The organism is Streptomyces sp. AHA2 (genome assembly GCF_036857595.1).
GTDB lineage: Bacteria > Actinomycetota > Actinomycetes > Streptomycetales > Streptomycetaceae > Streptomyces.
The window spans coordinates 792950-816420 of record NZ_JAUQWJ010000001.1 but is presented as its reverse complement, the minus strand read 5'-3'; the positions used below and the strand labels follow the sequence as shown (position 1 = coordinate 816420).

Annotated in this window: 19 protein-coding genes; 8 read left to right on the top strand and 11 right to left on the bottom strand. The window is 73.3% G+C overall.

Annotation, left to right across the window (positions count from 1 at the left end):
• Window positions 1-130: 130 nt before the first annotated feature.
• Window positions 131-472, top strand: coding sequence for a nuclear transport factor 2 family protein (locus tag Q5694_RS03855; RefSeq protein ID WP_333930531.1), 342 nt, complete (start codon window positions 131-133; stop codon window positions 470-472).
• Between the two features lie 39 nt (window positions 473-511).
• Here the strand turns inward: Q5694_RS03855 and Q5694_RS03850 are convergent, their stop codons facing one another.
• Window positions 512-1117, bottom strand: a complete 606-nt coding sequence (locus Q5694_RS03850) for a dienelactone hydrolase family protein (protein ID WP_333930530.1) — start codon at window positions 1115-1117, stop codon at window positions 512-514.
• 230 nt (window positions 1118-1347) lie between these two features.
• Between Q5694_RS03850 and Q5694_RS03845 the strand changes: the two genes are divergently transcribed.
• Entirely contained in the window at window positions 1348-1917 is a 570-nt protein-coding gene (locus Q5694_RS03845; protein ID WP_333930529.1) for a hypothetical protein, read from the top strand.
• Between the two features lie 26 nt (window positions 1918-1943).
• Here Q5694_RS03845 and Q5694_RS03840 read toward each other — a convergent pair whose 3' ends face one another.
• On the bottom strand, window positions 1944-3080 hold the full coding sequence (locus Q5694_RS03840) for a transaldolase family protein (protein ID WP_333930528.1): 1137 nt from the start codon (window positions 3078-3080) through the stop codon (window positions 1944-1946).
• A gap of 872 nt (window positions 3081-3952) precedes the next feature.
• On the opposite strand from Q5694_RS03840, the gene Q5694_RS03835 reads away from it, so the two are divergent.
• The 6 genes from Q5694_RS03835 (at window position 3953) to Q5694_RS03810 (ending at window position 10268) form a co-directional block, all read left to right on the top strand.
• Entirely contained in the window at window positions 3953-5122 is a 1170-nt protein-coding gene (locus Q5694_RS03835; RefSeq protein WP_333930527.1) for a 3-deoxy-7-phosphoheptulonate synthase, read from the top strand.
• Window positions 5123-5195: 73 nt separating this feature from the next.
• Window positions 5196-5966: a 2,3-dihydro-2,3-dihydroxybenzoate dehydrogenase gene (locus Q5694_RS03830; protein WP_333930526.1), complete on the top strand. Its 771-nt coding sequence runs from the start codon at window positions 5196-5198 to the stop codon at window positions 5964-5966.
• Window positions 5967-6012: 46 nt separating this feature from the next.
• Window positions 6013-6636 (top strand): isochorismatase family protein, encoded by a 624-nt coding sequence (locus Q5694_RS03825; protein ID WP_333930525.1) that lies wholly within the window; start codon window positions 6013-6015, stop codon window positions 6634-6636.
• On the top strand, window positions 6633-8597 hold the full coding sequence (locus Q5694_RS03820) for an anthranilate synthase family protein (protein ID WP_333930524.1): 1965 nt from the start codon (window positions 6633-6635) through the stop codon (window positions 8595-8597). Before Q5694_RS03825 ends, Q5694_RS03820 begins: the two co-directional genes overlap by 4 nt.
• Entirely contained in the window at window positions 8566-9750 is a 1185-nt protein-coding gene (gene aroC, locus Q5694_RS03815; protein ID WP_333930523.1) for a chorismate synthase, read from the top strand. Before Q5694_RS03820 ends, aroC begins: the two co-directional genes overlap by 32 nt.
• Window positions 9747-10268, top strand: a complete 522-nt coding sequence (locus Q5694_RS03810) for a shikimate kinase (protein ID WP_333930522.1) — start codon at window positions 9747-9749, stop codon at window positions 10266-10268. Before aroC ends, Q5694_RS03810 begins: the two co-directional genes overlap by 4 nt.
• A gap of 59 nt (window positions 10269-10327) precedes the next feature.
• On the opposite strand, the gene Q5694_RS03805 is transcribed toward Q5694_RS03810, so the two are convergent.
• The 9 genes from Q5694_RS03805 to Q5694_RS03765 all read right to left on the bottom strand — a co-directional run bounded on the left by Q5694_RS03805 (window position 10328) and on the right by Q5694_RS03765 (window position 23382).
• A complete protein-coding gene (locus tag Q5694_RS03805) occupies window positions 10328-11200 on the bottom strand; it encodes an arylamine N-acetyltransferase family protein (RefSeq protein WP_333930521.1) in 873 nt (290 codons plus the stop codon).
• Between the two features lie 101 nt (window positions 11201-11301).
• Window positions 11302-13155, bottom strand: coding sequence for an asparagine synthase (glutamine-hydrolyzing) (asnB, locus tag Q5694_RS03800; protein WP_333930520.1), 1854 nt, complete (start codon window positions 13153-13155; stop codon window positions 11302-11304).
• A gap of 56 nt (window positions 13156-13211) precedes the next feature.
• On the bottom strand, window positions 13212-14777 hold the full coding sequence (locus Q5694_RS03795; RefSeq protein ID WP_333930519.1) for a carboxylesterase/lipase family protein: 1566 nt from the start codon (window positions 14775-14777) through the stop codon (window positions 13212-13214).
• 122 nt (window positions 14778-14899) lie between these two features.
• The gene (locus tag Q5694_RS03790; RefSeq protein ID WP_333930518.1) at window positions 14900-16162 is read right to left on the bottom strand and encodes an FAD-dependent oxidoreductase; all 1263 of its coding nucleotides are present in this window, start codon (window positions 16160-16162) and stop codon (window positions 14900-14902) included.
• Window positions 16159-17550 (bottom strand): FAD-dependent oxidoreductase, encoded by a 1392-nt coding sequence (locus Q5694_RS03785; protein ID WP_333930517.1) that lies wholly within the window; start codon window positions 17548-17550, stop codon window positions 16159-16161. The genes Q5694_RS03790 and Q5694_RS03785 overlap by 4 nt, the downstream gene beginning before the upstream one ends.
• Window positions 17551-17558: 8 nt before the next feature.
• The gene (locus Q5694_RS03780) at window positions 17559-19652 is read right to left on the bottom strand and encodes a molybdopterin oxidoreductase family protein (protein ID WP_333930516.1); all 2094 of its coding nucleotides are present in this window, start codon (window positions 19650-19652) and stop codon (window positions 17559-17561) included.
• Window positions 19645-21048, bottom strand: a complete 1404-nt coding sequence (locus Q5694_RS03775; protein WP_333930515.1) for a nitrate/nitrite transporter — start codon at window positions 21046-21048, stop codon at window positions 19645-19647. Before Q5694_RS03775 ends, Q5694_RS03780 begins: the two co-directional genes overlap by 8 nt.
• Window positions 21049-21181: 133 nt before the next feature.
• On the bottom strand, window positions 21182-22750 hold the full coding sequence (locus tag Q5694_RS03770; protein WP_333930514.1) for a class I adenylate-forming enzyme family protein: 1569 nt from the start codon (window positions 22748-22750) through the stop codon (window positions 21182-21184).
• 89 nt (window positions 22751-22839) lie between these two features.
• On the bottom strand, window positions 22840-23382 hold the full coding sequence (locus Q5694_RS03765; protein ID WP_333930513.1) for an SRPBCC family protein: 543 nt from the start codon (window positions 23380-23382) through the stop codon (window positions 22840-22842).
• Between the last annotated feature and the right edge of the window lie 89 nt (window positions 23383-23471).

Below are 23471 nucleotides of genomic sequence, written 5' to 3'. Positions count from 1 at the left end.
CGTTCCGGGGACGGGGCTCGATCGATCGTGATAGGGGTGCGATAGCAGCGGGATGCGGCTGTCCCCGAGGCTGAGGGCACGGCACCGCCCTCAGTCGCCACGCGGAACAGCCGAACGAAAGGACCCCGCCATGAGCATCCCGCCGCCCCGCCGCCCCGGCACCAGCCGCGTCATCACGGACTCCGGGGTCGACCACGTCCGTCTCGCGTACGACTACCTCGACGCCGGGGACATCGACGGCTACGGCTCGCTCCTGGACGCCGGCACCCTCGGGGCGGAACTGGAGCGACCGCGGCCCCCGGGCGCCCGGCACCTGATCACCCGGATCGTCGCCGACGGCAACTGCGTGGTGGCGATGGGCCGACTGGCGCCCCAGCAGCGGGAGTTCGTGGACGTCTTCACGCTGTCGGCGCAGGGCATGCTGCGCACCTGCCGCCGCTACTACGCGGCGACGGACAGACGAGAGGTGTGAGCGAACCGCTCGCCGGCTGCCTCGCCCCCGCCCCGGTCGCTACTCGACGCGGTCGAGGAAGTGCAGCACGCGCTCGGTCACCTGCCCTGTGGCGGCCTCGTCGTACGAGGGAAGACTGCTGTCGGTGAACAGGTGCCGGTCCCCGGGGTAGAGGAACAGTTCCGCATCCGCCGCCGCCTGCACGAGCGCCCGGGCCGCGTCCACGTCACCCTCCCCCGCGAAGTACGGGTCGGCGTCCATACCGTGCACCTGGACCGGCACGTCGCCGGGCCAGCCGTCACCGAACTCGGCGACCGGGACGCACGCCTCCAGCAGCAGGGCGCCCCTCGCGCCGGGTCGGGTCTGGGCCAGCTTCTGCGCCGGAAGGACGCCGAGCGAGAATCCGAGGTGGACGAGTTCCGCGGGCAGGCCCTCGACGGCGGCGGCGCCGCGCGCGACGACAGTGCCCCACCCGATGTCCGCGACGTGGCGCATGCCCTCCTCGAGGCTGCCGAACGTCCGCCCCTCGAACAGGTCCGGGACGTGGACGGTGTGCCCGGCCCGCTGCAGCCGCCCGGCGAACGCCCGGACGCCGGCTGTCAGCCCCTGTCCGTGATGAAAGACCAGCACCTCGGCCATCTCGCTCCCCTCGGACTGCGGTACCACGGCGGCGCCGCCCGTACGAGTATCGCCTGCGGCCCTGCATGATCCACCGTGCGCCCCGAGGAGCCTGGGTCCCGGACCTCTTCGTGCGGGGCACGGTTCGCCGGGCGTCACCAGCCTGCACCCGACTGGCCCGCCCGTGATGGCGGGACGCCCGGAGTCGGGCGAGGGTGGGCTGGTGGCCGCCGTCTGCCCGGCCACACCCCTTGACCGCCGGACTGAGGAGCTTCGCCATGTCTGAACGCAACACCGTCATCCGCAGCCTGCACGACCTCGGCCTGGCGGCCTGGTTCGGAGGCTCGTTGATGGGGGCGGTCGGCCTCAACGGAGCGGCCCGGGAGGAAGGCGGCACCGAGGCGACGCGTGACCGGATCTCCTCCGCCGGGTGGGCGAAGTGGACGCCGGTCAACGCCGCCGCGATCGGGGCGCACCTGTTCGGCGGTGGCGGGCTGCTCGCCGCCAACGCGAGCCGGGTCGCCACCCAGCGGGGCGTGACCGCCTCCACCACAGCCAAGACGGTGGTCACCGCCGCGGCCCTGGCCGCGACCGCGTACGCCCGGGTCCTGGGGAAGAAGGTCGAGCTGGCGTCGTCGACCGACCCCGCCGACGCCGAGAAGGCCGGGAAGCACCCGATCGACGTCGACAAGGCGCGACGGCAGCTGGCCTACGCGCAGTGGGCCGTGCCGGCTCTGACCGGCTGCCTGGTGGTGCTCAACGCCCTGCACGGCGAACAGCAGCGTCCGGCCGAACAGGTCCCCGGCATGTGGGAGCGGGCGCGCTCCGCGGCACATCTCGCGTGGTGACGCGGCCCGGTCGACGACCCGACGGCTCACGTCCGGTGGGCCGTGTGCCGTCCCGCGTCCACGGCCGCGTACAGGTCGCGCCACGCGGCCGCCAGCCGTTCGGCGCTCTCGGTCTCCAGTTTCCGGGCGATCTCCTCGCCGTCGACGCCGACGCCCTCCAGTCGTCTCCACACCTCGAGCCCCGCCTCGTGACGGCCCATCAGCGTGTCCCCGCGCAGGGTGAGCCGGCGGGCGGCCGCCTCCAGGGTGGGCAGGGTCATGGAGGTGATCGAGCCCCAGGTGACGATCTGCTCCACGTAGCGCGTCGGGGATGATGACGGGTCGGCCACGGTCGTGGCCGACCACATCAGTCGTTGCGGGTGTCCTCCCGCGGCGGCCAGAGGCCGCCAGTCGGCGCCGCCGAACCTGTCGTCGTACATCCGGTAGAAGTGGCGGGCCCGTGCCACGGCCGCCTCACCGCGCAGCGCCAGGGCGTCCGGGCTGCGCAGTTCCTCCAGCCGCGCGTCCACCTCGGCGTCCAGGAGGCCCACGGGCAGCGAGACGACCGAGGTCAGCGCCGAGAGCCGCCGGCCGTCGACCAGTGCGCGCTGCAGACCCTCCACGTAGGCGTCCAGTGCCTCGCGGTAACGCGAAGCCGAGAAGACGGCGGTGACATGGACGGGGAAACCCTCACCGACGCACTCCCTGATCGCGGTGATCCCCTCTGCCGTGGCGGGCAGCTTGACCATCGCGTTCGGCCGGTTCACCGCGCGCAGCACCTGGGCCGCCTCCGCGACGGCCGACTCGGCGTCGCCCGCGACGCGCGGGTCCAGATCCATCGACACCATGCCGTCCAGCCCTCGCGTGGCCTCGTACACCGCCCGGAGTTCGTCGCAGGCCCAGCGGGCGTCGTACGCCGCCACCGCCCGTACGGCGTCGGCGGCGCAGATGTCGCCGGAGGCCAGACCCGCGAGTTGATCACGGTAGGCGCCGTCCGTCTCGACCGCCGCGGCCAGCGTGGCCGGGTCCGAGGTGGCGCCCCGGACTCCCGTGCGCGCGATGAGACGGGTCAGGCGTCCGGAGGCCAGGTGGCCGCGGTGAAGTCCGTCGAGCCAGGGCGAGACACCCTCCGCGACCAGTTCATCCAGCTCCAGCACGCCCGGTTGCCTCAGCCGGTCCGACATGGCGGGTCGTCACTCCTTGCTGCATAAGTCGCGGGTCCAGCGTCACCGTCAGGTTATTCGCATGCACCCGAGATGAACTACGGGTGACGTGACACATTGGCGCAAAGTGGCTCCGACATCGACTTGATGAAGTACCGGCTATTTGACGAAGTGCGTCCACCGGCATTGGGCCGGCCTTCGCTTTCGATACAGGATCGGAGCGAACAGCCGGCCCGAGGTCCGGCACGGCCACTCCGTCTGCCGAGGGAGCATCGCGTGCGTGACCCACACCGCCGTCCTCGACGGCCCTTGCACGGGACCTGTCCGCGCCCCGTTCGCCGACCGGCATCGGGGAGCTCGTCACCTGGGCGAACGACCTGTTTTTCAACACCGGGTCCCACCGGGCCCCGCTGCGGATCCGGCACTCACGGCTCCTCCGCCTCCGGTCGGGCCGGGACGCCGGCAGGTCCGTGACGGCCGTTCCGCATTCCGCGCACCCGGTCGGCGCCGGATGAACCGGAAATCATCGCACTTCAGCCGGTGACGCATTTTGCGGGGCGGGCGCCCTTCTCCGCCTGTGCGTGCCGCTGCAAAACAGCAATTACGCCCCCGTGGCGATCGCACACCCTATCCGTCACCCGAGCCGGCAGCAGAACTATTCCGCGTGCCGGGCAATGGCGGCCTCCGCACCCCCGCACACGGACGGGCACCACCCGCGCCGGGGCCGGCGCGGCACCGCTCGTGCGCCGGTCCGGCGGCCGGCAGTCCGGCCCACCGCGGCGTACCCGCCCGGTCCGGCCCCGTCCGGGACCCGCACGGCCGCGCGGTCAACGGGTCCCCCCTGCCCCGGCGACGGCCCGCCGAAGTCATGCCCCTCGTCAAAGGAGACACCAGTGGACGACGCTCTGCTCGACATCAAGGACAAACCGGCCAGGCAGCAGCCCGAGTGGGGTGATGCGTCGAAGGTGCGGCAGGTCGCGGACACGCTGGCCCGCCGCCCGGCCCTCGTCGACGCGCGGGAGGTCGACTCGCTGCGTGCGCTGCTGGCACGGGTCGCCTCCGGGGAGGCCCTGGTCGTCCAGTCCGGCGACTGCGCCGAGGATCCGGCCGAGTGCACGCCCGGCTACGTCGCCCGCAAGACCGCCGTGCTGGACCTGCTGGCCGGGGCGCTGAAGATGATCACGCACAAGCCGGTGATCCGCGTGGGCCGCATCGCGGGACAGTTCGGCAAACCGCGCTCCAGCCCGACCGAACTGGTCGGTGGTGTCCAACTGCCGTCCTACCGGGGCCACATGGTCAACGGACCGGAGCCCGATCCGGAGAGCCGGCGCCCGGAGCCCCGGCGCATCCTGGCCTGTTACCGGGCCGCGGGCGAGATCATGACCCACCTCGGCTGGCGGGACACCTGGCGGCACGCCGTCGAACCGCCGGTGTGGACCAGCCACGAGGCGCTGATCCTGGACTACGAACTGCCCATGGTCCGCCGCGACGAGCAGGGGCGGCTCGTCCTCACCTCCACGCACTGGCCCTGGATCGGCGAGCGCACCCGCCAGCTCGACGGCGCCCACGTCGCCCTGCTGTCCCGGGTCGTCAACCCGGTCGCCTGCAAGATCGGGCCGAACGTGACGACCGACGAACTCCTCGGACTGTGCGAACGGCTCGACCCCGGCCGGGAGAAGGGCCGCCTGACTCTGATCGCCCGCATGGGGGCGTCCACGGTCGCCGAGCGGCTGCCGAAGCTCGTCGCCGCGGCCCGCGAGGCCGGGCATCCGGTGATCTGGCTGACCGACGCCATGCACGGCAACACCGTCACCCTGCCGGGCGGCCTCAAGACCCGCTTCCTGGAGACGATCGAGCGGGAGATCCAGGAGTTCCAGGAGGCCGTGCGCTCCGAGGGCGGGATCATCGGCGGGCTGCACCTGGAGACGACCCCGGACGACGTCACCGAGTGCGTCCCGAACGACTCCTGCGTCGATCACGTCGCGGACAAGTACACGTCCTACTGCGATCCGCGCCTCAACCCCAGCCAGGCCGTCGCCGTCGCCTCGGCCTGGCTCGGCTGACACCACGGGAACCCACCCCGCACGGCGCGGGGACACGCACTCGGGCAGACACGCAGACGAGGAGGTCCGGAAGATGGACGGAAAGGTCGCACTGGTCACCGGGGCGGCGGGCGGCATCGGCGAGGCGGTCGCCCGCGCCCTCGGCGAACGCGGCGCGGTGGTCGCGGCCGTGGACCGGGACGCCGACGGGTTGCGGCGGGTGGTGGACAAGCTGCGCGCGGACGGTCTGGAGGCACTGGCCCTGCCGGCCGACGTCACCAGCGCCACGGAGGTGGACGCCGTGGTGCAGGAGGCCGAACGGCGTCTCGGCCCGCTGGAGTACCTGGTCAACGGGGCCGGCGTGCTGCGGCTGGGCACCGTGCGCAACCTCACCGACGAGGACTGGGCGGCGACGTTCGCCGTCAACGCCACCGGCGTGTTCCTGATGTCGCGGGCCGTCGTCAACCGCATGCTGCCGCGCCGGCGCGGCGCGATCGTCACCGTGGCGTCCAACGCCGCCGCCACCCCGCGCGTGCAGATGGCCGCCTACGCCGCGTCCAAGGCGGCGGCGACCATGTTCACCAAGAGCCTGGGCCTGGAGGTCGCCCGGGACGGCATCCGCTGCAACGTCGTGGCACCGGGCTCCACCAGCACCCCGATGCTCACGTCCATGTGGCACGACGAGTCCGGCGCGAAGCACACGGTGGAGGGACGGCTGGACGCCTTCCGGGTGGGCATCCCGCTGGGCAAGCTGGCCCGCCCCTCGGACGTGGCCGGCGCGGTCGCCTTCCTGCTGTCCGACGAGGCCTCCCACATCACCCTGCACGAACTCACCGTCGACGGCGGCGCCGCACTCGGCGCCTGAGCCCCGACCCCAGCGAGCGATCCGAGGCGACCAGGAGAACGAACCCATGGCAGGCATACCCGAGATCACCCCCTACCCGATGCCGACGGCCGGCGACCTGCCCGGCAACGTCGCCCGGTGGTCCGTCGACCCGGACCGCGCCGTGCTGCTGGTGCACGACATGCAGCGCTTCTTCCTGCGGCCCCTCCCCGAGGGCCTGCGCGAGGAACTGGTCGGCAACGCCCGCCTGGTGCGCGACCACTGCGCCGGGCTCGGCATGCCGGTGGCGTACACGGCCCAGCCCGGCGGCATGACCGACGAACAGCGGGGCCTGCTGAAGGACTTCTGGGGCCCGGGCATGCGCACCGACCCCGCCGACCGGCAGGTCGTCGACGAACTGGCCCCGGCCCCCGGCGACTGGCTGCTCACCAAGTGGCGCTACAGCGCCTTCTTCCGCTCCGACCTGCTGGAGCGGATGCGCGCCGCGGGCCGGGACCAGCTGGTGCTGTGCGGCGTGTACGCCCACGTCGGCGTACTGATGACCGCCGTCGAGGCGTTCACCCACGACATCCAGCCGTTCCTGGTGGCCGACGCGACGGCCGACTTCTCCGAGTACCACCACCGGCTGGCCCTGGAGTACGCGGCGCAGCGCTGCGCCGTCGTCGTCACCACCAAGGAGGTCCTGGCATGACCGGCACCGCGAGCGGCGACCTGCTCGGCCGGATCCTGGGCGACCGGCCGCCGGCCGCCTACGCCCTGCTGCACCGCCCCGGGGCGACGGGCCCGGGCGTGCTGGACGTCGTCACCGGTGAGACCGCCGAACCACGCACCCTGGCCGAACTCCCCCTGCCCGACGCCCCTCGGCAGGCCGGCGGCCCACGCCACGAGGTCCTGGCCCTCGTGCCCTACCGGCAGATCGCCGAGCGTGGCTACGACTGCCCCGACGACGGCACCCCGCTGGTCGCGATGACCGTCACCGGCCAGGCCACCGTGCCCGTCGCCGAGGTGCTGACCAGGATCCCCGACCTGCCCGTGGAACTGTCCGGCGGGCGCTTCGACACCCCGGACGAGGAGTACGCCGAGACCGTCCGCCGGGTCGTCCGGGACGAGATCGGCACCGGGGAGGGCGCCAACTTCGTCGTCAAGCGCACCTACACCGCCGACATCACCGGCTACACCCCCCGGCACGCCCTGGCCGTCTTCCGGCGGCTGCTGCAACGCGAGAGCGGCGCCCACTGGACGTTCCTGGTGCACACCGGCTCCCGCACGCTCGTCGGCGCCTCCCCCGAGCGGCACATCAGCCTGCACGCGGGCACGGCGGTGATGAACCCGATCAGCGGCACCTACCGCTACCCCTCCACGGGCCCGACCCTGCCGCAGGTGCTCGACTTCCTCGCCGACCGCAAGGAGGCCGACGAGCTGTACATGGTGGTGGACGAGGAACTGAAGATGATGGCCCGGATCTGCGAGTCGGGCGGCCGGGTGGTCGGGCCCTACCTCAAGGAGATGGCCCGCCTCGCCCACACCGAGTACTTCATCGAGGGGCACAGCACGCGCGACCCGCGCGACATCCTGCGCGAGACGCTGTTCGCCCCGACCGTCACCGGCAGCCCGCTGGAGAACGCCTGCCGGGTCATCAGCCGGTACGAGCCCGAGGGCCGGGGCTACTACAGCGGCGTCGTCGCCCTGATCGGCCGCGACGAGCACGGGGACCGGGCCCTGGACTCCTCCATCCTGATCCGCACCGCGGACATCGACGCCACCGGACGGCTGCGGATCGGGGTCGGCGCCACGCTCGTGCGGCACTCCGACCCGGCGAGCGAGGTCGCCGAGACCGCGGCGAAGGCGGCGGGCCTGCTCGCGGCCATCGAGGGCGAGGGGCCCTCCCGCTTCGCGGACCACCCGCTGGTCCGGTCGGCACTGGAGCAGCGCAACGCCACCCTCGCCGGCTTCTGGCTGGCCGGCGACGGCCCGGCGGAGCGGCCGGATCCGGCGCTGAGCGGCCGCCGGGTCCTGGTCGTCGACGCCGAGGACACCTTCACCTCGATGCTCGACCGGCAACTGCGCTCCCTGGGACTGCGGGTGACGGTCCGCCGCTTCGACGAGCCGTACTCCGTCGACGGATACGACCTCGTCGTCATGGGCCCCGGCCCGGGCGACCCGCGCGACGTCCAACACCCCAAGATCGCCCATCTGCGGGCCACGGTGCGCACCCTGCTGGACGAACGGCGGCCGTTCCTCGCCGTCTGCCTCAGCCACCAGACGCTGTGCACCCTGCTCGGCTTCCCGCTGGTGCGCCGCGCCGTCCCCAACCAGGGCGTGCAGCGGGAGATCGACCTGTTCGGCGCCCGCGAGCGGGTCGGCTTCTACAACACGTTCGCCGCCCGCGCCGAGGACGACAAGGCCGAGTGCGAAGGGGTGGGCGTGGTGGAGATCAGCCGCGACCCCGACACCGGCGAGGTGCACGCCCTGCGCGGCCCGCACTTCGCGTCGATGCAGTTCCACGCCGAGTCGGTGCTCACCCAGGACGGCGTGCGCATCGTCGGCGACCTGATCAAGGAGGTCCTCCCCGGCACGGGCGGGGCCCTCCCCGGCGCGAGGGGAAAGGAGCGCGGCACCGTTGAGCAGGTTGCGCTGGCTGACCGCGGGTGAGTCGCACGGTCCCGCACTCGTGGCGACGCTGGAGGGTCTTCCCGCCGGCGTGCCGATCACCACGGACATGGTGGCGGACCATCTCGCGAGGCGCCGGCTGGGCTATGGGCGCGGTGCCCGGATGAAGTTCGAGCGGGACGAGGTCACCTTCCTGGGCGGTGTCCGGCACGGTCTCACGCTGGGCTCGCCGGTGGCGATCATGGTGGGCAACACCGAGTGGCCCAAGTGGGAGCAGGTCATGGCGGCCGACCCGGTCGATGCGGCCGTCCTGGAGGGCCTGGCGCGCAACGCGCCGCTGACCCGTCCGCGCCCCGGGCACGCCGATCTGGCGGGGATGCAGAAGTACGGCTTCGACGAGGCCCGGCCGATCCTGGAGCGCGCCTCGGCCAGGGAGACCGCCGCCCGGGTGGCCCTGGGGGCGGTGGCCCGCTCGTACCTGAAGGAGACCACCGGCGTGGAGATCGTCTCCCACGTGGTGGAGCTGGCCGCGGCCAAGGCGCCCAAGGGGGTGTATCCGACACCGGCCGATGTGGAGAGGCTGGACGCGGACCCGGTGCGCTGCCTGGACGCGGACGCGTCGAAGGCGATGGTCGCCGAGATCGACCAGGCCCACAAGGACGGTGACACCCTCGGTGGCGTGGTGGAGGTCCTGGCCTACGGCGTGCCCGTGGGGCTGGGTTCGCACGTGCACTGGGACCGCAAGCTCGACGCCCGGCTCGCGGGTGCGTTGATGGGCATCCAGGCGATCAAGGGCGTGGAGATCGGCGACGGCTTCGAGCTGGCCCGGGTTCCCGGCTCGCAGGCGCACGACGAGATCGTCGCCACCGAGGAAGGCGTCAGACGGGCCTCGGGCCGCTCGGGCGGCACCGAGGGCGGTCTGACCACGGGTGAACTGCTGCGTGTGCGGGCGGCGATGAAGCCCATCGCGACCGTGCCGCGGGCGTTGCGGACGGTCGACGTCTCCACCGGTGAGGCCGCCCAGGCCCACCACCAGCGTTCCGACGTGTCCGCCGTCCCGGCCGCCGGGATCGTGGCCGAGGCCATGGTGGCGCTGGTGCTGGCGGACGCGGTGGCGGAGAAGTTCGGTGGTGACTCGGTGGCCGAGACGCGCCGCAACGTCACCTCGTACCTCGATCACCTCGCCGTCCGATGAGCGGGCCGCTGGTCGTGCTGGTCGGCCCGATGGGCGTGGGCAAGTCCACCGTCGGGCGACTGCTGGCCGGGCGGCTCGGGGTGGCCTACCGGGACACCGACGACGACATCGTCGCCGAACAGGGCCGGACCATCGCCGAGATCTTCGTCGACGAGGGCGAGCACGCCTTCCGGGCGATCGAGGCACGGGCGGTGGCCCGTGCCCTCGCCGAGCACGACGGCGTGCTCGCCCTCGGCGGCGGCGCGGTCCTCGATCCGCGGACCCGGGCGCTGCTGGCCGGTCGGCCGGTGGTGTTCCTCGACGTGGACGCCGGCGAGGCGGTCCGGCGGATCGGCCGGGACCCGGGGCGGCCGCTGCTGGCCGGTGATCCGCAGGGGCGGTGGCGTGCGCTGGCCGCGGCACGCCGTCCGCTCTACACGGAGGTCGCCCGGGCGGTCGTCGACACCGGCGGGTGCACCCCGGACGAAGTCGTGGAGGCCGTGCTCGCGGCGCTGGCCCCACGGGAGGCGCGAGCCTGAAGCCCCCGTGCGAGAACTCCCCGTCGAAGGCGGGGAGTTCTCGCACGGGGGCTCGACCGTCACCGCCGGGCGGCGAGGAAATCGTGCAGCAGCCGTTGCTCCTCGGTCGTGAGCGGGAGCCGGAACGTGGTGCGCACGATGTCCACGGCCTCGTGCGGGTCGAGGACACGCAGGCGCTGTTCACCGCTGCGGTATTCGGTCATGAACTCGGTGTTCTTCAGCCGGTACCGCTCCTCGTCGTCGGCCCGCTGGACCACGAGCTGCCCGACGAAGGGCGAGCCGGGGCGCGTGGAACTGACGTAGTGGGCGGCCTGGAAGTCGACGGCGTACTGGGGTTCGGTGCGGAAGGCGTAGATGTCGAACCAGCCTTCGGGCCGCCGGTACTGCAGGAGCCAGTGGCCGTCCTCGGTGGCCAGCCGCCACGACCAGCCGGCGACGGTGCTCTCCGCTCCGGGCCGCAGGGCGATGGGCTCGATGAGCGCGGCGTAGCCGTAGCCGGGGTCGGCCAGCCACACCGTGTCGTCCGCCCGCACCAGCAGGGCCGTGTGGGAGCGGAACCGGCGTTTGGCGCTGCCCTCGCGGATGCGGACCAGGAGCCGGGTGACCGGGAAGCCGAAGCGGTCCAGCGCGGCGGCGAACAGCAGGTTCGTCTCGTAGCAGTAGCCGCCGCGGCCCGCCTGGACGATCTTGCGCTGGAGGGCGTCGATGTCGAGGGAGACCGCGCGTCCCAGGGCGATGTCGACGTTCTCGAAGCAGACGGAGTCCCGGTGCGCGCGGTGGAGGGCGCGCAGTGCCGTGAGCGAGGCGTCGCGCGGCCCCCGGTAGCCGACGCGGGCGAGGTAGGCGTCGAGGTCGAGGCGCTCGCTGCCCCACTCCGGGGAGTCGTCGACCAGGAGGGGCAGGCCAGAGGTGTCCATGAGCGTGGTGTCCATGAGAGTCCTTCCGCCGGTGCGAGAGGGGGGTCGGTGCGCACGGCGGTGCGGCGCGCGGCCCGTCCGTGTGCCGCGCGCCGCACGCCGCGCCGGTGGGCGTGTCACCACTCCACGCGGACGTCGTACTCCTTCACCCACGCGTCGAACTCGACCAGGCGCTCCATCACGGCCCGCATGCCCCACAGGCCGCCGAGGCCCGCGTAGGACTCGACGGGCTTGTCCACCAGCTTGCGGATGCCCTCGGCCGGGACGAGGTCGAGGACGGGGGAACCGTCGAGCAGGGCCTCGACCTTGGCGCGCAGGGCCCGCACGTACTCCACGTCCTGGGTGGACGGGTAGGGGCTCTTCTTGCGCTCCAGCACCGACTCGGGCAGGACGTGGCTCGCGGCGGCGCGCAGCAGGCTCTTCTCCCGGCCGTCGAAGGTCTTCATGGCCCACGGCACGTTGAAGACGTACTCCACCAGCCGGTGGTCCGTGAACGGCACCCGGACCTCCAGGCTCGCGGCCATGCTGATGCGGTCCTTGCGGTCGAGCAGGAAGTTCTCCCAGCGGCTGATGTTGAGGTAGGACAGCTCCCGCATCCGTGCCTCGTGGGCGGACTCGCCTTCCAGGCGCGGTACTTCGGCGAGGGCCTCGGCGTACCGCTTGGCGACGTACTCGTCGAGGCCGAGCCGGTCCCAGAGGCCGATCTCCTTCATGGTGTCCAGGCCGCCGAGCCGGCGCCAGGCGTCGTACCAGGGGAAGGTGTCGCCCTCGACGGCCTCCTTGTCGAAGAACCAGTTGTAGCCGCCGAAGAGTTCGTCCGCGGTCTCGCCGGACAGGGCGACGGTCACCTGCTCCTTGAGGGCCTTGCACAGGTGGTAGAGGGAGTGCTCCATGTCGCCGGTGGAGATGGGCAGGTCCTGGGCGCGCAGCACCCGCGCGCGCACGTCCTCGTCCAGGACGTGGTGGTTCTCCAGCTCGACGATGACGTGCTCGGCGCCGGAGCGGCGGGCGACGTCGACGGCGTACGGCGTGTCCGGGTCCATCCAGATGCCGTTGCCGCGGAAGGTCTCCTCGTTGTTCTTGAAGTCGATGGAGAAGGCCTTGATGCGTTCCTGCTTGCCCTGGTCGCGGAAGACCTTGGCGGCGAGGGCGGTGATGGCGCTGGAGTCGAGGCCGCCGGAGAGCAGGGTGCCGACCTTCACGTCGGCGATGAGCTGGCGTTCGACGATGTCCTCGAGGAGTTCGCGGATCCGCGTGACGGTGGTGTCGAGGTCGTCGGTGTGCGGACGGGCCTCCAACTGCCAGTAGGTGCGGGTGGTGCGGCCGCCGCGGTGGAAGCGCACGACCGTGCCGGGCACGACCTCGTGCATGCCCTTGAAGACGGCGTGGCCGGGGGTGTTGATGATGGCGAAGATCTCCGCCAGGCCCTCGGCGTCCACGACGGCCTCGGCGTCGGGGTGCGCCAGGATGGCCTTGGCCTCGGAACCGAACAGCACACCGTCGGGCGTCGGGTAGTAGAAGAGGGGCTTGACGCCCATGCGGTCGCGGACCAGCAGCAGTTCCTCGGTGCGCGGGTCCCACAGGGCGAGGGCGTACATGCCGTTGAGGCGTTCGGCGAAGTGCTCGCCCCACTCCAGGTAGGCGTGCAGCACGACCTCCGTGTCGCTGGAGGTGCGGAAGGCGTGGCCGAGGCCGGCGAGTTCCTCCTTCAGCTCGCGGTAGTTGTACACCTCGCCGGTGTAGACGAGGACCGGCTGGCCGTCGCCCTCGCCGGTGACGTGCATGGGCTGGCGTCCGCCCTCCAGGTCGATGATGGAGAGCCGGCGGTGCCCGAGGATCGCGTGCGGTGCGATCCACACGCCGCGGTCGTCGGGCCCCCGGCACGCCAGCGTCTCGGTCATGGCCGACGCCGTCCCGCCGTGTGCCGACAGGTCGTGGTCGTAGGCGACCCAGCCTGCGAGTCCGCACATCGAAGTCCCAGTCCTTTCGTTGCAGTGGTGGTGGATGGCCGGGGAGAAAGAGGTGTTCAGGGCCGCGGCACCCAGCCGGCGCGGTCCCAGTACGCCAGGTGCGGCTGGGCCGACACCGAGCCGATCCGTGCCACCCGCTCGCCGCCGACGACCATCACGGAGGGTCGGTCCGGGGTGAACACCGGCCAGTCGGGGGCGTGTTCGCTGCTCGGTGTCCCGCCACGGGCGAAGGACGCCACCAGGTCGATCAGCGCGTCCGAGATCCGCCGCTCCAGCGGCCCGTCCCCGTAGGCGGGCGCGTTGACCGGCAGCGTGAACGTGCCGAAGAGGAACTTCGCGACGGCCTCGTGCGGGGTGGTGCCGGTGTACGGCGGCCTGAGCGGGTGGGCGAACTCCATCAGGTACTGCGGCGCGGTGGCGGGATCGCGCTCGCGGGCGTGCCGTTCGGCCAGCCGGACGATCTGGTAGCGGAACAGGCCGTCGCCCCACACCTGCGTCCACACCGATACCGGGTCGACGGACAGGCCCTCCGTCTCGGACGCCTGCCGGTAGTGGGCGATGCAGAGGTCCACTTGCTCGTCGGTGACCTTGGCGGCGCCCTTCTCCAGGACCTCCCGGACCGCCGCGCGCAGTCCCGCCTCGTCGGCCGGGTGGGGACCCTGGTAGGGGTAGCCGGGGCCGGTGGTGAAGAAGGAGCCCTCGGTACGGCAGTAGATCGGCATCATGGGCAGGTCCGGCGTGGGCAGCGCGTGGTCGTAGCCGCGCATCCACCGCCCGTCGACGACCGGCCCCCGGTATTCCCGGCCGCCGTGTACGAAACGTTCGGTGGGGCTGCCCGCGTACACCTCGTCCCAGGCGTCCCGCAGTTCGTCGGCCGGTACGGCGCGCAGGCCGGGCACGGTCGTGCCCAAGCGGCGGGCCAGGTGCTCGTAGACCCGGCGGGACTCCCCGGGGGTGGTGGAACTGGCGGGCTCCCACACGTGCTTGACGCTGATCGGGACGATCCTGCGGATGATGTCGCGCAGTTCGGGCAGCAGGGCCAGCTGCCAGGTGCTGGAGCCGCCCGCGGAGGTGCCGACGACGGTGATGTTGCCCGGGTCGCCGCCGAACGCGGCGGCGTTGTCGCGGACCCAGCGCACGAGCGCGGCCTGGTCCTGCAGGCCCCAGTTGGCACAGGAGCCGGTGCGCGGGTCGGTCAGCTCCTCGTGCAGGCCCCAGCCGAACGCGCCCAGACGGTAGTTGAAGGTGACGACGACCATCCGGCCGTGGACGGCGGTGCGGGCGCCGTCGTAGTCGGGCTCGCTGCCGGCGCCGAGCAGCCAGCCGCCGCCGTGGATGTAGACGAGGACCGGCAGGCCGCCGTCCACGTCCGGGGTCCACACGTTGGCGTACAGGCTGTCCTCGCTGCTGTCGGGCAGGTAGTCGCCCTGCAGCGAGGGGGCGGCGAAGGCGGTGGCGTCGCGCACGCCCTGCCACGGCTCGGGCGGCCGGGGCGAGGCGAACCGCAGCGGGCCGACCGGCGGCGCCGCGTAGGGCACGCCCCGGAAGACGGTGAGTCCGTCGGTCCGCTCCCCGGCCACTCGTCCCGCCGTCGTCCGGACGACCACTGTGCGACTGGGCATCTGGTGAACCTCACTTCCCGCCTCGGCGTTGTCGATGGGCGGCGCGGCGCGCACCATGGAGCACAGTGATCGTCGCTCCGGTGCCGGGCCGGCCGCCAACCGCCGGTCACTACTCCGTCAAGTCAGGCCGCGTCGGCCGCGCGGGGGCGGCGTGGCGCTCCGCCGGGGGCCGGCGCGGACAGCAACCGGTCGGGCGGGGCGGTCAGTTCCCGGCCGGTCAGGGCGCGCAGGGTGCGGTAGGCGGAGGCGTCGCCGGCGAGCACGCCGCCGCGCAGGACGCGCCCCTCCGGGTCGAGGACGAGTTTGGCGTAGGTGCCGGCGGTGTCGTCGCGCAGCACGTACTCCAGGGCGCCCTCGGTCGCGGCGTGGGCGTCGCCGAAGCTGGCCACGTCGACGCCGAGGAGTTTGAGCTTGGTGGCGGTGTCGGGGTCGGCGAAGGGGGTCGTGGGACGGCCGAGCAGCTGGTCGGCGACCAGTTCGGCCATCCGGTAGCCGGGGGCGACCAGCCCGTAGGTGCGGCCCCTGACGGCCGCGCACTCGCCGACGGCCCAGACGGCCGGGTCCGCGGTGCGGCACAGGTCGTCGACGAGGAAGCCGCCGCGTTCGCCCGTCGCGAGCCCGGCGGGTCCGGCCAGTTCGTCACGGGGGCGCACGCCCGCCGAGAACACGACCAGCCGGGCGTCGAGCGCGCTGCCGTCGGTCAGGGTGACCCCGCCGACCCGGCCGCCGGCGCCGGCGCGGACCTCGCGGACGGCGGTGCCGCAGTGCACCCGCAGGCCCAGTCCGGTGACGAGCCGGGTGAGCACGCGTGCTCCTCCGTCGTCGAGCTGCACCGGCATCAGGCGGGGCGCGAGCTCCACGACGTGGGGGCGCACCCCGAGCAGCCGCAGCGCGTTGGCGGCCTCCAGGCCGAGCAGGCCGCCGCCCACCACGACACCGGGCCCTTGCCCACGTGCCGCCTCTCGGAGGGCGTCGAGGTCGTCGAAGGTGCGGTAGACGAAGCAGCCGGGCAGGTCGTGGCCCGGCACGGGCGGCACGAACGGCCGTGACCCGGTGGCCAGTACCAGGGCGTCGTAGGGGGTGACGGTGCCGTCGGCGGTGGTGACCGCGCGGGCCCGGCGGTCGACGCCGGTCACCGGGGCGGCCGTGCGCAGCTCCACCAGGGGGTCGGTGAGGAAGGCCCGGCCGGCGAGGGTGAGGTCGGCGGCGGTCTTGCCCTCCAGGTAGGACGACAGGGCGACCCGGTTGTAGGCGGGGCGGGGTTCCTCGGCCAGGACGACGATCCGCCAGGTGCCGTGCCGGTCGTGGGCGCGCAGGTGCTCGATCAGGCGGTGGCCGGTCATGCCGTGCCCGACGACCACCAGGGTGCGCGGGGTGCGGGTCATGGGTCGCTGTTCCCTCCGGTCGCGGACGCGAGGACCAGGCGTACGTCGTCCGCGCAGCCGCCGCAGCCGGTGGTGGCCCGGGTCGCGGCGGCGATCCCCGTCAAGTCGCGGGCGCCGTCGTGCCAGGCGCGGAGCAGGTCGGCCTTGGTGACGTGGTTGCAGTGGCAGAGCACCGCCGCGTCCGGCAGTTCGACGCGGGCGGTGCCCTCCCCGGCCGCGCGGCCCAGCAGGAACCCGAACCGGTCGGACGGCACCGGCAGGCCGCGGGCGTACAGCTGGGCGAGCGCGGCGGTGGCGCGCGGCAGGCCGACGAGGACCGCGCCCGCGACGCGCTCCCCGGACAGGGCGAGGGTGGCGTAGCGGCCCCGTGCGGGGTCGGACAGGGTGATGTGCCGGTCGGCGTGCGGTGGCCGGGGTGGGCCGAGGCAGGCCAGGTCGAGGCCGGGCGCCTTCAGCCGCAGCACCGGCCGGGCGGGGCGGTGGTGCGTGTCGTGGCCGGTGAGGATCCGGGCGAGGGTCTCGGCCTGTTCCCAGGCGGTCGTGACGAGTCCGGGGACCTCGCCGCCGAACTCGGCGCAGTCCCCGATGGCGTGGATGTGCGGATCGCCGGTGCGCAGGTGCCGGTCGACGACCACCCCCGTGCGGACGGCCAGTCCGGCCCGCCGGGCGAGCGCGGTCTCGGGTGCGGCGCCGGTGCACAGCGCGAGCGCGTCGGCCCGCAGGATCTCGCCGTCGTCGAGGACCAGCTTGCCGGGCCGGTACTCCACGGCTGTGCGTTCCAGGAGCAGGCGGGCGCCGGCGGAGCGGAGGTGTGAGGCGAGCAGGGCGCCCGCCGTGCCGTCGAGCCGGTCGTCCATGGGGTGCGGCCCGCGGTGCACGAGCGTGACGTCGCGGCCGGCGCGCCGCAGCGCGAGGGTGGTCTCCGTGCCGAGGACACCGCCGCCGAGCACCACCACGGGCCCGTCCGCGAGCCGTTCGGCGTCGGCGGGGGTGCGCAGGGTGGTGGCGCCCTCGGCGCACAGGCCGTCGCCGGTGAGCAGACCGGGCAGGTCCGGGACGCGGGGCCGGGCGCCGGTGGCCAGCACCAGCCGGTCGTAGCGGAGCGTCTCGCCCGTGCCGGTGCGGACCAGGCGGCGGGCGCGGTCGACGGCCGTGGCGGTGACGCCGGGCCTGACGCGCACGCCGTCGGGCGGGGTGGGCAGTTCCAGGTCCCGGGAGGTGAGCGTGCCGTCGAGGACGGAGGTGAGCAGGGCCCGGTGGTAGGCCGGGCGCGGCTCGGCGCCGAGGACGGTGACCGGGCCCGGGTGGCCGAGCCGGGACAGCCGCTCGACGAACCGGTGGGCCGCGGGGCCGTGGCCGACGACGAGGACGTGGTGCGAGTCGGACATGGCGGGCCTCACGACGCGTCGGTGCCGGGTTCGATGCGCACGGCGCAGACCTTGAACTCGGGCATCCCGCTGCGGGGGTCGAGGGCGGTGCTGGTGATCAGGTTGGCCCGGCCGCTGCCGGGGTGGTGGAAGGGCAGGAACACCGTGTCGGTGCGCATGCTGCCGACCAGCCGCACCCGGGCGACCGTGGTGCCGCGGGCCGAGGTGACGCGGGCCGTGCCGCCCTCGCGCAGCCCGGCGCGTTCGGCGGTGTCGGGGTGGATCTCCACGAACGGTCCGGGCGCGGCGTCGTTGAGTGCGGGCACGCGGCGGGTCTGCGCGCCGGACTGGTAGTGGGCGAGGACGCGGCCGGTGGTGGCGTACAGGGGGTGCTCGGAGTCGGGGGTCTCGGCCGGGTCGCGGTGGTCGACCTCGGCGAACCGGGCGCGCCCGTCGGGAGTCGCGAAGCCGTCGAGGAAGAGGCGGGGCGTCCCCGGATGCGGTGGTCCGCCGGGGCGTTCGGGGCAGGGCCAGTGCAGGGCCTCCCCCGCGTCCAGACGCTCGTAGCTGATGCCGGAGTAGTCGGCCCTGCCGCCCCGCGAGGCGCGTCGCAGTTCCTCGAAGACCTGGCGCGGCGCGGTCGGGTAGCGGTGGGCCGGTTCGCCGAGCCGGACCGCGAGGCCGTGCAGGACCTCCAGGTCGGTGCGCACGCCCTCCGGCGGGGGCAGCAGCCGGCGGCGGCGCAGCACCCGCCCCTCCAGGTTGGTCAGGGTGCCCTCCTCCTCGGCCCACTGGGCGACGGGGAGGACCACGTCGGCCGCGCGCGCGGTCTCCGAGGGTACGAAGTCGGCCACCACCAGCAGGTCCAGGGCGGCCAGCCGGTCGGCGACGTGGGCGGAACGGGGCGCGGACACGAGCGGGTTGGAGCCGAAGACCAGCAGGGCGCGCGGGCCGCCTTCGGTGCCGAGCGCGTCGAGCAGCTCGTACGCGCTGCGGCCGGGGCCGGGCAGGGCGTCCGGTGCGACACCCCAGACCCGGGCGACGTGGGCCCGGGCCTCCGGGTCGGTGATCGTGCGGTAGCCGGGGAGCTGGTCGGCCTTCTGCCCGTGCTCGCGTCCGCCCTGGCCGTTGCCCTGGCCGGTCAGGCAGCCGTAACCGCTTCCGGCGACCCCGGGCAGGCCCAGGGCGAGGGCGAGGTTGATGAAGGCCGCGGCGGTGTCGGCGCCCTTGCTGTGCTGCTCGGCGCCCCGGCCGGTCAGCACGTACGCCCGGCGCGCCTCGCCCAGCAACTCGACGGCGGCGCGCTGTTCGGCGACGGGGACGCCGGTGACCTGTTCGACGCGCTCGGGCCACCAGGTGACGGCGCGCCGCCAGGCCGCGTCGAAGCCGGTGGTGCGTTCCTGGACGTACTCCTTGTCGCACCAGCCGTCGCTCACGGCGATGTGCAGCAGGCCCAGGGCCAGCGCGAGGTCGGTGCCGGGCACCGGTTGCAGGTGCAGGGCGGCCCGTTCGGCGGTCTTGGTGCGGCGCGGGTCGATGACGATCAGGTCCGCGTCGCGCAGGTGCCGCATCAGCGGGGGCATGGTCTCGGCGGGGTTGGCGCCGGCGAGCAGGATCGTGTCCGCCGCGTCGAGGTCGGCGACGGGGAACGGCAGCCCGCGGTCCAGACCGAAGGCGGCGTTCCCGGCCGCGGCGGCCGAGGACATGCAGAACCGGCCGTTGTAGTCGATCTGGCTGGTGCCGAGGGCGAGCCGGGCGAACTTGCCCAGCAGGTAGGCCTTCTCGTTGGTCAGGCCGCCCCCGCCGAACACCGCCAGGGCGTCCGGCCCGTGCTCGTCGCGGATCCGCCGCAGCCGCGCGGCGACCGTGTCCAGCGCGGTGTCCCAGTCGGCCGGGGCGAGACGGCCGTCCGCGCCCCGCACCAGGGGCCGGCGCAGCCGGTCCGGGACGTCGATCAGGGTGGGCGCGGTCCAGCCCTTCTGGCACAGGCTGCCGTCGTTGACGGGGAAGTCGGAGGGCTCCACGACGGTGCCCCGGGCGTCGTGGCCGAGGCGGGTGCCGCACTGCAGGGCGCAGTACGGGCAGTGCGTGGCCACGCTGCCGCGCGGCGCGGTGTCAGGCACGGCTGACCTCCGACGGCTCGGCGGCCCCGCGCCCGGCCCGCCGCGGGTCCCGCCCGCCGCCCGGCGGGGTGCCGTGCGGGGAGCGCAGGTAGACCCGGCGGGTGACGGTCACGCACACCGCGTAGAAGGCGAGGAAGAACCAGAAGGCGGGCTCGCCCGTGCCCTGGCTGCCGTAGGAGACCCGGAAGGCCAGGTTGACGACGACGCCGCCGAGGGCGCCGACGGCACCGGCGATGCCGATGACCGCGCCGGTCAGGCGCCGGGCGCGGGCGAAGGCCTCGGTCGCGTCGTGGCCGGCGGTGACGGCGGCCTCCGCCTGCCCGGCGAAGACCACCGGGATCAGCTTGTACGTGGAGCCGTTGCCCAGGCCGCTGAGGACGAACAGCACCGTGAAGACGGCCACGAACAGCGCGAGGGAGTCGTGCGCCGAGGCCACCAGCAGCAGGAGGGTGCCGGCGCCCATGGCGAGGAAGTTCCAGCAGGTGACCCGCGCTCCGCCGAAGCGGTCGGCGAGCAGGCCGCCGAGCGGCCGGGACAGGGAGCCGAGCAGCGGTCCCAGGAAGGTGTAGCCGACGGCCTCCAGCGGGGTGGAGCCGAACTGGTTCTGCAGGACGAGCCCGAAGGCGAAGCCGTAACCGATGAACGAGCCGAACGTGCCGAGGTACAGCAGCGAGATCCACCAGGTGTGCCGGTCGCCCACCGCCTCGCGCAGCACGCCGGGGGCGGCCGGGCCGGTGTCGACGTTGTCCATGCCGAGCGCCGCGAGCAGGGCGGCCAGCGCGATCAGCGGCAGGTAGGCGGCGATCACGTAGGCGGGGTGGGTGTCGCCCGCGGTGGCGATGACCAGCAGGCCGACGAGCTGGATGACGGCGACGCCCAGGTTGCCGCCGCCGGCGTTGAGGCCGAGTGCCCAGCCCTGGTGCCGCCGCGGGAAGAAGAGGGCGATGTTGGTGGTCGAGGAGGCGAAGTTGCCGCCTCCGACGCCCGCGGTCGCGGCGATGAGCAGGAACACCCACAGGGGCGTGCCGGGCCGCTGGACGAAGTACAGCGCCAGCAGGGCCGGTACGAACAGCAGGGCCGAGCTGAAGACGGTCCAGTCACGCCCGCCGAAGCGGGTCACGGCGTGGCTGTAGGGCAGGCGCAGCAGCGCGCCCACCAGGGTGGGGGTGACCACCAGCAGGAACTTCTCGCTCGGGGCGAAGCCCAGGCCGATGGCCGGGGACATGAACAGCACCAGGACCGACCACATGCTCCAGATCGAGAACCCGATGTGCTCGGAGAGGACGGACAGGACGAGGTTGCGTCGTGCGACGTGCTTGCCGGTGCGCTCCCAGAACTCCTCGTCCTCCGGATCCCAGTGCTCGATCCGGCGTCGGGAGGCGCGCAGTGCCGTCATCGGGGGCAACTCCTCGGCTGGGGACGGCGGCCCGGCGCGTGACGCCGGGCCGCCGTGCGGGGGGTGACGGGGGCGCGGGCCCACGGGGGGCGATGGGCCCACGCCCCGTGAGGGGGTGGCGCGGGGAGCGGGCCTACGCTCCCGCCCGCTCCACCTTCAGCAGCCGGGCCAGCTCCAGCCGCTTGATCTTGGTGGTGGCGGTCTGCGGCAGGTCGTCGAGCTTCCACTGCACGGGCTCGGCCATCTCGGGCAGACCGGCCACGGCCCGCTTCCAGGCCGTCAGGTCGAGCGGCTTGTCGTCGCGGGTGCACACCACGGGCAGGGGCCTGCCGTCCTCGTCCGGGACGATGATGACCTCCACGAGTTCCGGTATCCGGGCGAAGAGGGTGTCCTCGATCTCCAGGGTGCTGTCGATGCCCTCGATCTCGTCGACCTCCCGGTCCAGCAGGTGCAGGCAGCCCCACTTGGTGCGGTAGCCCAGGTCGCCCATGCGCCACCACTCGCCGTCGGCCTGCTTCTCCCAGCGTTCGTGCTCGCCGAGGTAGGTGACGATCCGCCCGTCGGAACGCACCTCGATGTAGCCGGGGTTGGACTTGGTGGGCTGCCTGCCGTCCCGGCTGACCACGCGGACGCCCGTCATGCCGGGGAACGGGGAGCCCACGCAGCGGCCGTCGGCGTCCGCGCCGCGCTTCTTCGAGTAGGTGCGTCCGGCGATCGGGCCCACCTCGCTCTGCCCGTACATCTGCACGAACTGCGGCGACTCGCGCCGTGACGCCTTGAGCATGAGGTGCACGGTGCGCGGGTGGATGGCGTCGAAGGTGCTGCTGAAGTACTTGACGTTGGCCAGCGGCCGGCGCGGGTCGTCGACCAGCACCTCCCAGCGCAGGAACGTGTTCGGGTGCGCCTCGATCAGGCCCGGCGGGGCCTGCCGGAACACCTCGGCGACGACCTCCGGGTCGTCGTCCCGCAGGATGATCATGGGGTGTCCCTGGAGGATCGTGATGGGCATGGCCGTGAACATCCGCGAGTGCACGAACGACACGTGGATGGCCACCGGCTCGCTGCGGCCCACCAGGGAGGCCACCGTGCCCTGGGGGCGGTAACGCGCCTGGAAGGTACGCCCGGTGTGCACCGCGAGCTTCGGCGTCCCGGTCGTGCCGGAGGTGTGGGTGACCAGCGTCGGGTGGTCCGGGGGCATGGTCACCGGCTCGACCCGGGCGGAGCCGGCCAGGGAGGCGAGTCCGACGGCTCCCTCGTGGCTGCCGGAGGCCAGGAGCACCTGCCGGGCCAGGCCGAAGATCTCGGCGGGCAGGTGGTGGTCCAGTTTGTCCTGGTCGGTCACCAGGTGCGGCCGGTCCACGCGGCGCACCAGCTCGCACACGGTGGCGCCGTCGAGCTTCGGGGACAGCAGTACCGGGACGGCTCCGATCCTGGCCGTGGAGCAGGCCAGCAGCGTGATGTCGAACCCGTTGGTCTTGTGGACGACCACGCGTTCCCCGGGCCGGACGCCGGCCGCCCACAGCCGGGAGGCCAGGTCGTCGACGAGGTCGGCGACCTCCGTCAGCGTCATGCGGCGCCCGCGCTCCGGAGCCACGTCGAGATCATGGTCGAGAATCACGGAATTCGCCGGGTACCGGGCCGCGGCCCGGTCGAACAGCGTGCCCAGTCGAATTCCCTTGTTTCCGATGCGCTGGAGAAACATCTGCCCACCCTCTCCTCCGCCGTGACTGCTCCTCAGCCGTGCGGCGGGCCGTGTGAATTCAGGCTCCCGTACGGGTCACCGGGGAATTGTCACCGCTTTTCGATGACGTCCTTGATGCGCTGCAGCGTGGCGTCGAGGTCCCGCTCGAGCTTGGCGGTCCAGTCGGCGATGAACCGCTTGCGGTCGTCCTCGTCCAGATCGGCGACGATCTTGTGGATGCCGGCGGTCGCCCGGCCCATGCGGAAGTGGTGGGTCAGCACGCAGCCGTCCTCCGCGGGCGCCATGTCGAAGCCCCAGATGCTCTCCTGGTCCTCGCGGGCGTGGCTGAGCATCATCCACCGGAAGGTGCGGCCGGGCTCGGCGGCGGTGATGCGGCACTCGGTGTGCCAGACACCGCGCACCAGGGGGGCCCAGGCGACGACGTCCTCGCTGCGGAGGTTCTCGCCCCGGAAGACGGCGCCGACGGTGGAGGGTTCGCCGGAGATCCAGGTGCCGCCGCGGCATTCGGGGCTCCATTCGGCGCTGCGCGGCAGATCGCTGACGACGGAGTAGACCTCGAGCGGGGTCGCGGAAATGTGAATGTCGGCCCTGAGGTCGAACAGCGGCGAGGTGTCGATGATTGACTGAGTCATGTGCAGAATTCTGTCGAGGGCGTCCGGCGCCGGTCAAAGAGCGGCTTTCTCATTTGTCAGGTCGGAATTCCCGCATTTCACCGGCGCCG

What these genes read in the sequence shown, in the direction of transcription:
- Q5694_RS03855 (WP_333930531.1), top strand. Translation starts at nt 131, where the DNA reads ATGAGCATCCCGCCGCCCCGCCGCCCCGGCACCAGCCGCGTCATCACG.
- Q5694_RS03845 (WP_333930529.1), top strand. Translation starts at nt 1,348, where the DNA reads ATGTCTGAACGCAACACCGTCATCCGCAGCCTGCACGACCTCGGCCTG.
- Q5694_RS03840 (WP_333930528.1), bottom strand. Translation starts at nt 3,080, where the DNA reads ATGTCGGACCGGCTGAGGCAACCGGGCGTGCTGGAGCTGGATGAACTG.
- Q5694_RS03830 (WP_333930526.1), top strand. Translation starts at nt 5,196, where the DNA reads ATGGACGGAAAGGTCGCACTGGTCACCGGGGCGGCGGGCGGCATCGGC.
- Q5694_RS03825 (WP_333930525.1), top strand. Translation starts at nt 6,013, where the DNA reads ATGGCAGGCATACCCGAGATCACCCCCTACCCGATGCCGACGGCCGGC.
- Q5694_RS03820 (WP_333930524.1), top strand. Translation starts at nt 6,633, where the DNA reads ATGACCGGCACCGCGAGCGGCGACCTGCTCGGCCGGATCCTGGGCGAC.
- Q5694_RS03810 (WP_333930522.1), top strand. Translation starts at nt 9,747, where the DNA reads ATGAGCGGGCCGCTGGTCGTGCTGGTCGGCCCGATGGGCGTGGGCAAG.
- Q5694_RS03805 (WP_333930521.1), bottom strand. Translation starts at nt 11,200, where the DNA reads ATGGACACCACGCTCATGGACACCTCTGGCCTGCCCCTCCTGGTCGAC.
- asnB (WP_333930520.1), bottom strand. Translation starts at nt 13,155, where the DNA reads ATGTGCGGACTCGCAGGCTGGGTCGCCTACGACCACGACCTGTCGGCA.
- Q5694_RS03795 (WP_333930519.1), bottom strand. Translation starts at nt 14,777, where the DNA reads ATGCCCAGTCGCACAGTGGTCGTCCGGACGACGGCGGGACGAGTGGCC.
- Q5694_RS03790 (WP_333930518.1), bottom strand. Translation starts at nt 16,162, where the DNA reads ATGACCCGCACCCCGCGCACCCTGGTGGTCGTCGGGCACGGCATGACC.
- Q5694_RS03785 (WP_333930517.1), bottom strand. Translation starts at nt 17,550, where the DNA reads ATGTCCGACTCGCACCACGTCCTCGTCGTCGGCCACGGCCCCGCGGCC.
- Q5694_RS03775 (WP_333930515.1), bottom strand. Translation starts at nt 21,048, where the DNA reads ATGACGGCACTGCGCGCCTCCCGACGCCGGATCGAGCACTGGGATCCG.
- Q5694_RS03770 (WP_333930514.1), bottom strand. Translation starts at nt 22,750, where the DNA reads ATGTTTCTCCAGCGCATCGGAAACAAGGGAATTCGACTGGGCACGCTG.
- Q5694_RS03765 (WP_333930513.1), bottom strand. Translation starts at nt 23,382, where the DNA reads ATGACTCAGTCAATCATCGACACCTCGCCGCTGTTCGACCTCAGGGCC.